At 62.8% G+C, this 13,859-nt stretch carries 10 protein-coding genes; all 10 read left to right on the plus strand.

All coding sequences use genetic code 11. From position 1 onward, the window contains the following. Positions 1 to 114: 114 nt before the first annotated feature. The 10 genes from NHL60_RS07575 to NHL60_RS07620 all read left to right on the plus strand — a co-directional run bounded on the left by NHL60_RS07575 (position 115) and on the right by NHL60_RS07620 (position 13,853). The gene (locus NHL60_RS07575; protein WP_253450966.1) at positions 115 to 684 is read left to right on the plus strand and encodes a TetR/AcrR family transcriptional regulator; all 570 of its coding nucleotides are present in this window, start codon (positions 115 to 117) and stop codon (positions 682 to 684) included. 327 nt (positions 685 to 1,011) lie between these two features. After that, complete coding sequence (locus NHL60_RS07580; protein ID WP_253450969.1) at positions 1,012 to 2,679, plus strand: AMP-binding protein; 1,668 nt, start codon at positions 1,012 to 1,014, stop codon at positions 2,677 to 2,679. 27 nt (positions 2,680 to 2,706) lie between these two features. Further along, on the plus strand, positions 2,707 to 3,474 hold the full coding sequence (locus NHL60_RS07585; RefSeq protein ID WP_253450972.1) for an SDR family NAD(P)-dependent oxidoreductase: 768 nt from the start codon (positions 2,707 to 2,709) through the stop codon (positions 3,472 to 3,474). A 204-nt stretch (positions 3,475 to 3,678) separates the two neighbouring features. Further along, the gene (locus NHL60_RS07590) at positions 3,679 to 5,490 is read left to right on the plus strand and encodes an acyl-CoA dehydrogenase C-terminal domain-containing protein (protein WP_253450975.1); all 1,812 of its coding nucleotides are present in this window, start codon (positions 3,679 to 3,681) and stop codon (positions 5,488 to 5,490) included. Positions 5,491 to 5,871: 381 nt separating this feature from the next. Continuing rightward, complete coding sequence (locus NHL60_RS07595) at positions 5,872 to 7,890, plus strand: site-specific recombinase (protein ID WP_253450978.1); 2,019 nt, start codon at positions 5,872 to 5,874, stop codon at positions 7,888 to 7,890. 86 nt (positions 7,891 to 7,976) lie between these two features. Beyond that, the gene (locus NHL60_RS07600; RefSeq protein ID WP_253450981.1) at positions 7,977 to 8,645 is read left to right on the plus strand and encodes a glutathione S-transferase family protein; all 669 of its coding nucleotides are present in this window, start codon (positions 7,977 to 7,979) and stop codon (positions 8,643 to 8,645) included. Between the two features lie 504 nt (positions 8,646 to 9,149). Continuing rightward, positions 9,150 to 10,007 (plus strand): site-specific integrase, encoded by an 858-nt coding sequence (locus NHL60_RS07605; RefSeq protein WP_253450984.1) that lies wholly within the window; start codon positions 9,150 to 9,152, stop codon positions 10,005 to 10,007. Continuing rightward, complete coding sequence (locus NHL60_RS07610) at positions 10,000 to 11,151, plus strand: IS91 family transposase (RefSeq protein WP_253450987.1); 1,152 nt, start codon at positions 10,000 to 10,002, stop codon at positions 11,149 to 11,151. Before NHL60_RS07605 ends, NHL60_RS07610 begins: the two co-directional genes overlap by 8 nt. Before the next feature lie 351 nt (positions 11,152 to 11,502). Further along, positions 11,503 to 12,825 carry a hypothetical protein gene (locus tag NHL60_RS07615; protein ID WP_253450990.1) on the plus strand — a complete coding sequence of 441 codons (1,323 nt, stop codon included), beginning with the start codon at positions 11,503 to 11,505 and terminating at the stop codon, positions 12,823 to 12,825. Positions 12,826 to 12,971: 146 nt separating this feature from the next. Then, positions 12,972 to 13,853: a hypothetical protein gene (locus NHL60_RS07620; RefSeq protein ID WP_253450993.1), complete on the plus strand. Its 882-nt coding sequence runs from the start codon at positions 12,972 to 12,974 to the stop codon at positions 13,851 to 13,853. Positions 13,854 to 13,859: the final 6 nt, after the last annotated feature.

Here is a 13,859-nt window from a genome sequence, read left to right on the forward strand (position 1 = left end):
CGCCGCCCTGTGATTATGATTGTAGGTTGGCCCGCGCCGCGTTGACCCGCCGGCGGGGCTGTGCTTTTCTCAGGGTCAACCAAGCAAGCGCTAGTGTAAACGTTGATGAATGTAATGAATGAGTCACCGCGCCGCAAGGAGCTTACCCGACTGGCCGCCCAGCTGTTCGTCCAGGAGGGCTTCGACCGCACCACGGTGCGCATGCTGGCCCAGGAGATGGGCATCAAGTCAGGCAGCCTCTTCCACCACTTCCGCGACAAGCAGGAGATCCTCGCGGCGGTGATCGAGGAGGGGACCCACAACGCCCTGGCCATGGCCCGCCAGGCGCTGGTGGAGTGCGGCCCGGATGCGGAGTCGCGGCTGCGCGCCATGGCCCGCGCCCACCTGGAGACCCTGCTCACGGACCGCAACGCCCACGTGGTGGCCCTCTACGAGTGGCGGCGTCTCGACCCCGAGGCCCGCGCCCACCTGAGCCACCTGCGCGACGCCTACGAGGCGCTCTGGGAGGAGGTGATCGATGCCGCCCTGGCCGAGGGGCTGATCCACGGCGATCGCTTCCTGGTCTCGCGCTTCGTGATGGGCGCGCTCAACTGGACCGTGCGCTGGTATGACCCCAGGGGGCCGCGAACCCCGGACGACCTGGCCGACGAGCTGGTCGCCATGATCACCCGGCATCCCGCCTGAGGCGCCGGGCCGCTTCCGCTTCACCGCTCTTTCCGCGCTGTTGACCGGCGGGTTCTGCCCGCCGGGGCGCCTCCTGTCCGGCGTCCGCGCGGCGACTTCCAAACCGACTCTGCGCCTTGTTACCCCCAGGCCGCTTCTGCTCGATGCTACCCCCTCAGCGCGCTTCTGTGGGCCCGCTCGACCATGGTCTAGTCGCCAGGGGGCTTCCCGGGCTTGCCCTGCGGCCCCCGACTCGCTAGCTTGAACCTAGCGCTTGTTAGGTTGACGCTTACGTCAACTGAATGTCCCGAGCCCACAATAACCACAATAGTGTCAAAGAGGATTGTCATGAGCCCGCAAGCCGGCCTGCCCGAGTATCGTACCTACCTCGAAAACTTCTCCATCGATGACGTCATCGCCCGCCTGGATGACCACCGGGACGGCAAGGCCAACGCCTTCGAGTCCTGCTGCGGCCGCCATCTGCGCGCCGGCCGCGGTGAGGTGCTGGCCCTGGTCCAGGAGGACACCCAGGGCAACGTCAACACCCTGACCTACGCCGAGCTGGAGGCCGAGAGCGCCAGGCTTGCCGGCTGGTTCGCCGAGCGAGGCCTGGGCGTGGGCGACCGCATCGCCTGCATGCTGCCGCGCTCGCCGGCGCTGCTGGTCGCCATCCTGGCCACCTGGCGTATCGGCGCCGTCTACCAGCCGCTGTTCACTGCCTTCGGGCCCGATGCCGTGGACTACCGCCTGGGCCGCGCCGACACCAGGCTGGTGATCACCGATCACGCCAACCGCTTCAAGTTCGACGGCCTGACCCAGTGCCCGCCGGTGCTCGCCGTGGGCGGCCCGGATGCCGAGCACGCCGAGGATCTGGATTGGGCCGAGGCGCTGGCCCACTCGCCGATCGAGGCCACCCCGCCGCGCCTTGGTCGCGATGCCCCCTTCCTGCAGATGTTTACCTCCGGCACCGTGGGCAAGCCCAAGGGGGTGGCGGTGCCGCTCTCCGCCATGCCCGCCTTCGCCCTCTATATGGAGCTGGCCGTCGACCTGCGCGAGAGCGACCGCTTCTGGAACATGGCCGACCCGGGCTGGGCCTATGGCCTCTACTACGCCATCGCCGGCCCCCTGCTGCTGGGCGTGACTACCCACTTCTGCGAGGCGGGCTTCTCCGCCGAGGGCGCGATGGCCTTCATGAAGCGCCACCGCATCACCAACTTCGCCGCCGCCCCCACCGCCTACCGCCTGATGAAGGCCTCGGGGCTCTTCGATGACGCCCACCAGACCCTCGAGCTGCGCGCGGCGAGCTCCGCCGGCGAGCCCCTCAACACCGAGGTGGTCAGCTGGGTGGAGAAATCCCTGGGCTGCCCGGTCATGGACCACTACGGCCAGACCGAAACCGGCATGACCTGCAACAACCATCACGCCCTGGGTCATCCCAAGCACGTGGGTGCCATGGGGGTGCCGATGCCGGGCTACCGGCTGGCGATCCTCGACGCCGAGTACAAGGAGCTGCCTCCCGGCGAGCCGGGCGTGCTGGCGGTGGATATCAAGAACTCCCCGGCCTTCTTCTTCCCCGGCTACACCTGGCAGGAGAAGCACCCCTTCGCCGAGGGGTACTACCTGACCGGCGACGTGGTGATCCACAATGAGGACGGCACCTTCCAGTTCGCCGGCCGCGACGACGATATCATCACCACCGCCGGCTACCGGGTGGGCCCCACCGACGTGGAGAACAGCGTGATGACCCACCCGGCGGTGGCCGAGTCCGCCGCCGTGGGACAGCCCGACGAGATTCGCGGCGAGATCATCAAGTCCTACGTGGTGCTGCGTGAGGGCTTCGAGGCGAGCGATGCCCTGGCCGAGGAGATCCGCCAGCAGGTGCGCGAGCGGCTCTCCACCCACGCCTTCCCGCGGGTGATCGAGTTCGTCGAGGAGCTGCCCAAGACCCCGAGCGGCAAGATCCAGCGCTTCAAGCTGCGCGCCGACGCCGTCGACAAGGCCGAGACGCCGGCCTGACGCCCGACTTCAACAAGGAAATCCACGATGCACGTCAAGGACCATACCTTTCTGATCACCGGTGCCGCCTCCGGGCTGGGGGCGGCCACCGCCGAGCGCCTGGTCGCCGCGGGCGGCCGGGTGGTGCTCTGCGACCTCTCCGACGCCGTGGAGGCCCACGCCGAGCGCCTGGGCGAGGCCGCCCGAGCGGTGCGCGGGGATGTCACCTCCGGTGACGACATCCAGGCCGCCGTGACCGCCGCCGTCGAACTCGGCGGCGACCGTGGCCTGGCCGGGGTGGTGCACTGCGCCGGGGTGGTCAGCGTGGCCAAGCTGGTCGACCGCGAGGGCAACCCCGCCGATCTCGAGGCCTACGCCCGCACCATCAACATCAACCTGGTGGGCACCTTCAACGTCATGCGCCTGGCCGCGGCGGCCATGGCGAAGAACGCCCCGGGCGAGGACAACGAGCGCGGGGTGATCATCAACGTCGCCTCCATCGCCGCCATGGATGGCCAGGTGGGGCAGTGCGCCTACAGCGCCTCCAAGGCCGGCGTGGTGGGCATGAGCCTGCCGGCGGCCCGAGAGCTCTCCCGCCACGGCGTGCGGGTGATGGCGATCGCCCCCGGGGTCTTCGAGACGCCGATGATGAGCGAGATCCCCGACGAGGCCGCCCAGGCCCTGGCCGCCGCCGTGCCCTTTCCCAAGCGGCTCGGCAAGCCCAAGGAGTTCGCCCGCCTGGCCGAGCAGATCATCACCAACCCCATGCTCAACGGCGAGGTGATCCGCCTGGACGGCGGTATCCGCATGCAGTAAGGCCCTCGGCCAACCCCAAGGCAGCAAGGGGTCAAGGAGCAAGGGGAGCTTCCCTTGTGCCTTGACCCCTTGATCCTTTGTGCCTATTGAAACGAACGCTTGACTCTCGTCCTTGTGGCGGCTAATTTCAAACACATGTTTGAAAGCGGCCGCCGCCGCCTTCCTGCGCCCGACGACCGGCGACATTGATTGTGGAGAGTTGAGATGCCCGACTATCAGGCCCCCCTGCGCGATATCCGTTTCGTCATGGACGAGATGCTGGACTACCCGGCCCACTACGCCGGCCTGCCCGGCGGCGAGGAGGCCAGCCCCGACGTGGTGGCCGCTATCCTGGAGGAGGGCGCCCGCTTCGCCCGCGAGGTGCTGCTGCCCCTGAACCAGAGCGGTGACCAGGAGGGCTGCCTGCTGGAGGGCGGCGAGGTGAAGGCGCCCAAGGGCTTCAAGGCCGCCTACGCCCAGTACGTGGAGGGCGGCTGGCCGAGCCTGGCCGCCGACCCCGAGCACGGCGGCCAGGGCCTGCCCCATTCGCTTGCCATGGTGCTCAACGAGATGGTCTGCGCCACCAACCTGGCCTGGGGCATGTACCCGGGGCTCTCCCACGGCGCCGCCGACGCCCTGCGCCACCACGGCACCGAGGAGCAGAAGGCCACCTACCTGACCAAGCTGGTGGAGGGCACCTGGACCGGCACCATGTGCCTCACCGAGCCCCACTGCGGCACCGATCTCGGCCTGATCAAGACCCGTGCCGTGCCCACTGATGACGGCGCCTACGACATCACCGGCACCAAGATCTTCATCTCCGCCGGCGAGCACGACCTGGCCGAGAACATCGTCCACCTGGTGCTGGCCAAGCTGCCCGACGCCCCCGAGGGCTCCAAGGGTATCTCGCTCTTCGTGGTGCCCAAGTTCCTGCCGGATGCCGATGGCAATCCGGGCGAGCGCAACGGCGTGGTGTGCGGGTCGCTCGAGCACAAGATGGGCATCCACGGCAACGCCACCTGCGTGATGAACTTCGATGCGGCGAAAGGCTATCTGGTGGGCGCGCCCAACAAGGGCCTGGCCTGCATGTTCACCATGATGAACGCCGCCCGCATCGGCGTCGGCATCCAGGGGCTGGGCCTCACCGAGGCGAGCTTCCAGAACGCCCTGGCCTATGCTCGGGACCGCCTGCAGATGCGCGCGCTCTCCGGTCCCAAGGCACCGGAGAAGGCCGCCGACCCCATCATCGTCCACCCGGACGTGCGCCGCATGCTGCTGACCCAGAAGGCCTTCGCCGAGGGCGGCCGGATGCTGGTCCTCTATACCGCCCAGATGATCGATATCGTCGAGCACGGCAGTGACGCCGCCGAGAAGGAGCGCGCCGAGACCCTGCTGGGGCTCTTGACCCCCATCGTCAAGGCGTTCCTGACCGAGGTGGGCTTCGAGGCGACCAACGAGGGCGTTCAGGTCTTCGGCGGCCACGGCTTCATCCAGGAGTGGGGCATGGAGCAGCTGGTGCGCGACGCGCGCATCACTCGCCTCTACGAGGGCACCACCGGCATCCAGGCCCTCGACCTGCTAGGGCGCAAGGTCCTGATGAGCCAGGGCGAGAGCCTCAAGGTCTTCACCAAGGAGATCCACAAGTTCTGCCAGGCCGAGGAGGGCAACAGCGAGCTGGCCGAGTTCGTCCGTCCGCTGGCCAAGCTCAACGCCGAGTGGGGCGAGCTGACCATGAGCATCGGCATGAAGGCGATGACCGACCGCGAGGAGGTAGGGGCGGCCAGCGTCGACTACCTGATGTACGCCGGCTACGTGACCCTGGCCTACCTCTTTGCCCGTGCGGCGAAGCAGGCCCGCGCGGCGCTGGCCGAAGGCAGCAACGAGGCCGCCTTCTACCGGGCCAAGCTCGATACCGCCCGCTTCTTCTACCAGCGCCTGGTGCCGCGCACCCGCGCCCACAAGGCCGCCATCGAGGCCGGCGCCGAGCCGCTGATGGCGATCAGCGCCGAGGACTTCGGCCTCGGCTTCGAGATCTGATGGCCTAGCCTTTTGGCATAGCGAGCACTCTCTCGGTCGGGAACGATCGTGGCTTGGCGGCGGGGGTTACCCCCGCCGCTTTTTTGTGGCTCTTCGCACATCGGCGTGAATCTGATCTGCAGGAACTGACCTGTGGGAGGCCGGCTGTGCCGGGCGAATGGAGGCCGACGGCCTCCCGGGCGGCATGCGCCAACGCTCGTAACACCGCCGGGGCGCCTGCGGCGCCATTCGCCCGGGGAACCCGGCCTCCCACCATGCAACTTGCCTAACAGGTTCACGCCAAAGCGTGAAGAACCTTTTTTGTGGGCGGGCGCTGGTTCAGGCCGCGGGGGCCAGGCATCATGTTTGCCCGCTCCTGACCCGCTAGGATATCTCCCACGCATGACAGTGACTTCCCAGCTAGATGATGCCCTGGCCTCCCTGTCAGAGGATAACCGCCTGGAGACCTGCCTGGATGCGCTGTTCGGCTGGCTGCGCGCGGGCAGCCCTGACGCGGCCCCCGAGCGTCTCGAGGCGCTGGTGCGCTATCTCGACGAGAACGCAGACAGGGCCCGGCAGCTGGCCGAGGGCATTCTCGGCCGCTTTTCCGAACTGGAGGTCTACCCGGCCCTGGTGCGCCTGGGGATCCTCTCCCGGGAGGGGCTCTTCCGGGAGATGTCCACGCGGCTCTATGATCGCCTGAACCCGCCGCCGGTGGACGCCGAGGACTCCAGCGACCTGCTGGCCAGTCTGATCACTCGCCACGACAAGCCCTGGCTCGAGGCCCTGCCGGCCCACGGCTGGCTGCGGCTTGGCCGCGTGCTCATCTCGGCGCTGGATGCCGACGCCCGGCAGCAGGTTCGGATACATCTGCAGGAGGAGTGCCTCTATGCCCTGGAGATGCTGGCCATCTGGGTGGCGGCGGAGGAGCTCGACCCCGAGCTGATGCGCATCGATGAGCGGCTGACCCGTATCGACTCCCCCTTTATCGCCCTGCAGCGGGAGGTACACGCCTTCGTGGAGTTCAGGGCCACGCCGGCGGGGGAGATGCGCCGGGACGACTATCCGGCCCTGGATCACCTCTGGGTGATGCTCGACCAGTGCAACGACCAGGTGGCTCGCTTCCGGCGGCGGGGGGCGGGGAGCCTGGGCTCCTCGGTCAACGCCTCCCACCTGATCGAGCGCCTCGAGGACACCCTGAGGCGCATCGAACGGCTTATCGTGCTCACCAGCCCGACTGCCAGGATTCCCTGCGCCCGAAGCGGTCTCAGGCTCTGGCAGGAGCTGCTCCTGGCAACGGCGGAGAAGGGCAGCCTGGGGGCGGTGTGGAAGAAGAGTACCCGCATGGTGTCGCGCAGCATCACCCAGAACAAGAGCGACCATGGCGAGCACTATATCTCCCGGGATCTGCCGAGCTACCTGCGCCTGGTGGCCACGGCAGCCGGCGCCGGGGTGATCATCGCCGTGATGGCGCTGATCAAGATCACCATCGAGTCCTGGGGGCTCTCCCCGCTGCCCCAGACCCTGCTGGTGAGCTTCAACTATGGGCTGGGCTTCGTGCTGGTCCACCTGCTGCACTTCACCATCGCCACCAAGCAGCCCGCCATGACGGCCGCCAGCTTTGCCGCCGAGGTGGAGCGCAACCGCAGGGGGCGCTCCGTCAGCCGCAAGCTGGCCAGGCTGCTGCTGGACGTGAATCGCTCCCAGTGGGCCGCCGTGTGGGGCAACGTGGCTGCGGCGCTGCTGACCGCCTTTGCCATCACCTGGCTGGCACTGGCGGCGCTGGGTACGCCGCCCCTCGATGCCGAGCAGATCGCCTATCAGCTCAGGGCCATCTCTCCCGTCCAGAGCCTCGCTCTGCTTTACGCCGCCATCGCCGGCCTCTGGCTCTTCTGCTCCGGGATCATCGCCGGCTTCTTCGACAACCGGGCGGATCATGTGCAGCTGGAGCGGCGGCTGGTGAGCCATCCGGCGCTCCAGCGCATCCCGCGCCACCGGCGAGAGCGGCTGGCCCACTACCTTCACGAGAACTACGGCGCCCTGGCCGGCAACTTCCTGTTCGGCGTGCTGCTGGGCATGACCGGCTATGTGGGCTACCTGCTGGGGCTGCCCCTGGATATCCGCCACGTGGCCTTCTCCTCGGCCAACCTGGGGTTTGCCAGCTTCAGCGACTTCCAGGGCTGGCCCACCTTCCTCCTGGGCCTGCTGTTCGTGATGCTGATCGGCTTCGTCAACCTCTGGGTCAGCTTCGCCCTGGCCCTGATGGTGGCCCTGAGATCGCGGGGCTGCCGGGTCGAGCCCGGCATCCTGCTGGCCGGGGTAAAGGATGAGTTCTTCAGAAATCCGCTGAGATTCTTCATCCCGACGGTGCTCTCCAGCAGGAAGAGTGGCGCCGGCGATGGGCGACAGGAGCGCGGCTGACTGGCAGGCCGGCAGGGGGCGGACCATGCTGTTGGTGCGTCCCTGCCCAGCCGGCGGGGTCCGCTTCCTGAATGAGGAAACCGCCCATGGCCCCAACGACCCGCCCACCGCCCAGGTCCAGCCAGCCGGATGATGGCGGCCCCGCCGAGCTCATCTTCTACACCCATCCGCTCTCTCGGGGTGGCATCGTTCACTGGATGTTGGAGGAGGTCGGCGCCAGCTACCGCATGGTGACCCTGGAGTACGGCCACGCCATGAAGGCGCCCGAGTATCTCGCCATCAACCCGCTGGGCAAGGTGCCGGCCATCCGCCACGGCGAGACCGTGGTGACCGAGGCCGCCGCCATCTGCACTTACCTGGCCGATGCCTTCCCCGAAGCGGGCCTGGCGCCGCCGCCGGCGGCGCGGGGCGACTACTACCGCTGGCTGTTCCTCGTCGCCGGCCCCCTGGAGAGCGCCATCGCCCTGAATGATCTGGGTGTTGTGACCACGCCGGAGCAGACGATGCGCCTGGGCTGCGGTGACTTCGAGATCCTGGTCGATACCCTGGCCGCCGCCGTCGAGGGGAAGCCCTATATCGCCGGGGATGCCTTCAGCGCAGCGGATGTCTACGTGGGCTCGCACATCGGTTGGGGCATGCAGTTCGGCACCCTGCCGCGCCGCCCGGAGTTCGAGGCCTACTGGGCCGGGCTGCGCGAACGCCCGGCCCATCGGCGCTGCGAGGCGTATATCGCTCAGCTGCTGGCGGATGGGTAATGACTCAGTCTATCGCTATCTGCCGGTGGTCAACCGAAGCCCGCTGAGCTAGGCTGGATAAATTATAAATGGAAACAGCCTGGTGCCAGGGGCTGTACCAGGGAGCAGGGAAGGTGATATGGCAGCGAGATTTGCCGAATCGTTATCGATCGACCGGCATGATTGGCGGAAATGGCAGAGCACCATTTCCGCCAATCATGCCGGTTTTTCTATGGCCGGTTTCGACCCATAGCGGACGTGCCGGAAAAAGCAGCAGGCGCGCGAAAATTTGGATATGTTGCCTAATTTACATTAGTAGCTATGTATATCAACGACATACCATGGATTTTGTAGGCTGCATTTGTTGGATAAACGTGCAGGCACGTTTATCCAATCATAGGTTGAGCAGTCTAATACCTGTTGAACTAAACCGCTTCGCGGTAGCTGTCGTCGAATCCTGTCTCTCGCTTTACCGAACCACACTGTTCATTGACCCCCGAGGGTCACTGAACAGGAGTGACGACGATGACTGCCTTACGACAGGCGATGATTGAGGCCATGCGTCAGCATGGCTTCGCACAACGCACCCAGCATACCTACCTGATGGTGATCACTGACCTGGCGCGCTATTTCCACCGACCGCCAGACACGTTGAGCCCTGACGACCTGCAGCGCTTCTTCAACCACCTGGTTCAAGAGCGCGGTTTGTCAGCCGCCAGCTGCCGCGTCTATCTGCACGGCGTGCGATTCCTGTACCTCCAAGTGTTGCACTGGCCGTCGGTTGAGGTATCGCCCGTGGTGCCGAAGACACCGCAACGGATTCCGGAATTGCTGACTCGCGACGACGTCCGGCGGATCCTGGCCGCGTGCCAAAACCCCAAGCATCGCATGATGCTCGAACTGTGCTATGGCTGCGGGTTGCGCGTGAGTGAGGTCTGCCACCTGCGGGTCCGCGACATCGACAGCCAGCGTGGCCAGCTACGTGTCACCCAGGGCAAGGGCGCGAAGGATCGCATGGTCTTGCTCTCGGTGACCCTGCTCGATCGCCTGCGTGATTACTGGCGTGCCTACCGGCCGCCGACTTGGCTGTTTCCGAGCGCGCTGTTCCCGGATCGCGCGCTGCATCCGAGCGCGCCGCAGAAGGCCTTTACCCAGGCCAAGCGCCAGGCTGGTATAGAACGGGTCGGTGGCATTCACAGCCTGCGCCATGCCTACGCCACGCATGTCCTGGAGCAGGGTATGCCCGTCCATCAGCTTCAACGGTTGCTGGGCCACCGAAGCGTCCAGTCGACGATGCGCTACCTGCACTGGCTGCCGGGCCAGCAGGGGATGAGTCAGGGCCCCATCGACCTGGTGGCCGGCCTGGAGGTGGCCCATGACTGAGACAGCCACCCTCCAACAGGCCCTGGCTCGCTTTTTCAATCCGGCCGGCCTGGATCGTCAGCGCCAACGCGTATGCCGCCATCTACTCGCCTGTCGCACCGAGGCGATGGGCGGGACGGTCTTGCAGTGTACGGACTGCGACCACACCCAGCCGCACTACTTTGGCTGTCGCGATCGCCACTGCCCGCAGTGCCAAGGCCGCGCCATGCATCAGTGGGCCGAGCGTCAGCAGGCGAACATCCTGCCGGTGCGCTACTACCACGTCGTGTTCACCCTGCCGCACAGCCTCAACGGCTGGGTCCAGCTTCACCCCGAGGTGATTTACCGGCTGCTGTTCCAGAGTGCCTGGCACACCCTCAGATCCTTCGGTCGCGATCCCAAGCGTCTCGGCGGCGAGATGGGCATGAGCGCCGTGCTTCACACCTGGGGCCAGAACCTGAGCCAGCACGTGCACCTGCATTGCCTGGTCCCGGGCGGTGCGCTGGGCGACGATGGCGGCTGGCATGGGGCTCGCAGCCATTATCTGTTCCCGGTCCGAGCCCTGTCGCGCCACTTTCGCGGGCACTTGGTCAGTGGGTTGCGTCAGGCCGCCACGGCTGGCGAACTCCACCGAGTCACCCGGCCCGGTGACGTGGATGACCAGCTCAACGCCCTGATGGCCACCGAGTGGGTGGTTTACAGCAAGGACTGTCTCGAACACACCGACACGGTGGTGCGCTACCTGGCGCGCTACACGCGACGTATCGCTATCAGCAACGCCCGCATCCTCGCGGTGGACGACCGCCAGGTGACCCTGCGCTACAAGGACTACCGCGACCGTGATCGGCGGAAACAGCTCGTCCTCGATGGCGAGGAGTTCGTGCGCCGCTTCCTACTCCATGTCCTACCCAAGGGGCTGATGCGGGTCCGTCACTACGGCTTTCTGGCCAATCGTTGCCGGCGACGACGCCTGGCACAGATCCGCCAAGCGCTGGCAGTCGCTGAGGTGACGCCGGATGCCGATTCTGCCGCCAGCGACCCGGAGCCGACCTACACCTGCCCGCACTGCCGGCAACCGACACTGCGGGTGATCGGGACCCTCGCCCCGCGCAGACCCACATGTGGCCGACCACCGAACCACAGGGAGCAACGTTATCGAGCATGAAGTAACGCCATAACCCACAACGGACTCGACTATCCGGCCCGCTCGCGGGTTGCGACGGCGCTCGTCCCGGTGATGGATGTTGGCGAGCAGGCGCGCTACATTGGGGCAAATTGGCCCCAGAGGGGACGGTGATCATGGTCAACATCACGGCTCGAACGCGTCACCACAGGTCTGTATCTGCGCGACCGGATGCCCCAGGCCGCACTCCGAAGAATACAATACCCTATAGAAGCTGCAGAGCAGCCTGATGGGCGGCTTAGTCCAACAGGCATTTATACGCCATGCTCCGCACGGCGAAGAAATGCTGAACAGTTAGCCATAAAATGATTTTCAGGATTTAAAGGGATTGCTATGAATGATCTAGTGAAAAAGCAAGATGTGGCTTTGCCCGCCTTGCCTGAAACTGTTCTTCCGGCTATTTCACAGTTGACCACTTCTCTGGGAATCCCTAGAGAGATGCTTGCCAGTGATGAAGAGATTCAGTATGCGTGGCGGGATTTGCCCAGAGAGCTTCGAGAGATCCCTGCAATTCTGCGTGGTGAATTAGTCGCTCGAATGTGTGTAGCTGTAAGTACCGGCTTATTCGACGGCGCAATGAACTATATTTGGAACGCTGCAATACTACAGTTGAGAACTAAGGTTCGTAACTTCGGACTGGCGGTGGTTGCTCAGATCAAACAATCTGATTTTGAAGAGAAACATCTTCTTGAACTTCAAGATAGCCGGCTTCTTGAGCTATGCCTCAAGTTGAATATAGTCGATGAAGATGGATTTTTCTTTCTAGATCAGTGCCGAGAGGTTAGAAACAACTTCTCAGCAGCACACCCGACCCTTGGAAAGATCAACGATCGAGAGTTCACCACATTCTTAAATCGCTGTATCAGATATGCGCTCGCAGACTCGTCATCGCCGAAGGGTGTAGATATCGGGGCCTTTATATCCGCTGTGAAAGGTCTGAGATTTAATGCTAATCAATGCCAAATATGGGTGCAGCGGATCAATGAAACGCATGACGCGCAAAGGCAGATGCTGGTTGGAATGGTGCATGGAATCTATTGCGATCCTAACACATCGGAGCCAGCAAGGCTCAATGCATTGGACCTCTGCGGAGGGCTGAAAGATGTTTTTACCGCAGCCATAAAATCTGACCTCATTAACAGGCACTCCGAGTACGTAGCTAAAGGAGAGCAAGACAAACATACCGCCTCCCTTCAATTCTTTGAAAAACTCGGACTTCTGTCACTACTTAATGAGTCAGAGCAGCATTTTGTATTCTCTCGATCAGTAGAGCGGCTCTGGAATGTTCATAACGGGATGAACAATTTTTACAATGAGCCTCCATTTGCTGACAGACTCTTAGAGTTGTCTCAGCAGGGTGCTATCCCAGAAACCGTGCAAGAGCAGTTCGTTCAAACAGTGCTTTGCTGCCGAGTAGGGAATGGCTATGGCATATCGAATGCGGCGGTACCTGCGTACGACCAGATGATTCGTGGCTTCTCTCCAAGAGAGATTGCAACAATGATTAGGTCGGCCATGGTCAAAGATAACCCTCTGGGTAATCGCCTTGCAAACAATGCTTCTTGTAGGAGAAACTTCAAAGAAGTGCTTGGTTACATAGATCCCGCAAGCGTTGCAAGCGGGGTAAAAGCTGATTACGACAAACTCATGAGGTGAGAGCGGAGCAAAGGCTAACAAGTGCCAGCAAACGGACTTGGGTAAACTGTCACCATTTTTGCAAAAAGACGCAAAAATGCCGCCAATTCACCCAAGCCGTTGTGGCAGGCGTTGAACTAAATAGGATACGAGTAATTGGAGGTTGAATGAAAGTAGGGTTTTTCTTCGGGGCAGGAGCTGAGATAGGTTATGGACTTCCAAGTGGTGGGAAATTCGCCATCGACCTATTTCGACAGGATGTGAGCGAGCATAAGAAAAAGCTGCGTGAGCAGCTTGGGAAGATTGATCCACGAACCAATTATGCGACTAGTTGGCTTCCAGATAATTATGCCACACAACGAATTCATGCATTCGGGAAAAATGAATTTACAGCGTTAATTGAATCCTCAATTGAATACAGGAAAAACGAAATAATACGCAGGCTTAATGCTTTTGATGAAGAGGTCGAATACGCTCTTTCTCAATTAGATATAGAAAAAGGTGCTCTAATTGATAAATTCAATGAGCAGATGGATACTGATTTCGGCGAACATCTGTATTCAACGGCAATAAGAATGAATCCAATCCTCGCCAATGAGGTCAGACTTTTTGGAAGTGAGTCGTATTCCGCGATTTTAAGTGTCATTAGTGGTGGGCAAAATTCTGCTGATCTTCAGCGTTACGCAGGGGCTTTTCTTCAGCTACTTGTTGGGGCGCATGGTCAGCACTTAGTGCAACGACTAAATCAAGAGCTGTTTGAGGCGGCTCCAGATGATATTCCGATTTTTGATGATGTTACGGGCATGTTTAAGCTTGAGTTCAGCCGAGCTGGCCTGACCGCTTTGGAGTTGCTTCTTGAAAAGCGCCGTGATTATGATCTTGAAAACGGGAATGTTTCTGAAATCTTATGTGCTGTTTCTCAGCAGGTGTTGGAAAATATATTTACCACAGTCCTCGATTACCAGTCGTTAATAGATAGTCATTTCAGATACCTATTTTCACCCAGAACAGAGTGGGCAAAGTTTTCTAAAATGGTGATTTTTCTGTAACTGTTT

Source organism: Halomonas sp. Y3 (assembly GCF_024137965.1).
GTDB lineage: Bacteria > Pseudomonadota > Gammaproteobacteria > Pseudomonadales > Halomonadaceae > Halomonas > Halomonas mongoliensis.

Excerpts from the sequence above, each read along its gene's own strand:
- NHL60_RS07575 (WP_253450966.1), top strand. The coding sequence starts at position 115 with ATGAATGAGTCACCGCGCCGCAAGGAGCTTACCCGACTGGCCGCCCAG.
- NHL60_RS07620 (WP_253450993.1), top strand. The coding sequence starts at position 12,972 with ATGAAAGTAGGGTTTTTCTTCGGGGCAGGAGCTGAGATAGGTTATGGA.
- NHL60_RS07590 (WP_253450975.1), top strand. The coding sequence starts at position 3,679 with ATGCCCGACTATCAGGCCCCCCTGCGCGATATCCGTTTCGTCATGGAC.
- NHL60_RS07585 (WP_253450972.1), top strand. The coding sequence starts at position 2,707 with ATGCACGTCAAGGACCATACCTTTCTGATCACCGGTGCCGCCTCCGGG.
- NHL60_RS07600 (WP_253450981.1), top strand. The coding sequence starts at position 7,977 with ATGGCCCCAACGACCCGCCCACCGCCCAGGTCCAGCCAGCCGGATGAT.
- NHL60_RS07615 (WP_253450990.1), top strand. The coding sequence starts at position 11,503 with ATGAATGATCTAGTGAAAAAGCAAGATGTGGCTTTGCCCGCCTTGCCT.
- NHL60_RS07610 (WP_253450987.1), top strand. The coding sequence starts at position 10,000 with ATGACTGAGACAGCCACCCTCCAACAGGCCCTGGCTCGCTTTTTCAAT.
- NHL60_RS07580 (WP_253450969.1), top strand. The coding sequence starts at position 1,012 with ATGAGCCCGCAAGCCGGCCTGCCCGAGTATCGTACCTACCTCGAAAAC.
- NHL60_RS07605 (WP_253450984.1), top strand. The coding sequence starts at position 9,150 with ATGACTGCCTTACGACAGGCGATGATTGAGGCCATGCGTCAGCATGGC.
- NHL60_RS07595 (WP_253450978.1), top strand. The coding sequence starts at position 5,872 with ATGACAGTGACTTCCCAGCTAGATGATGCCCTGGCCTCCCTGTCAGAG.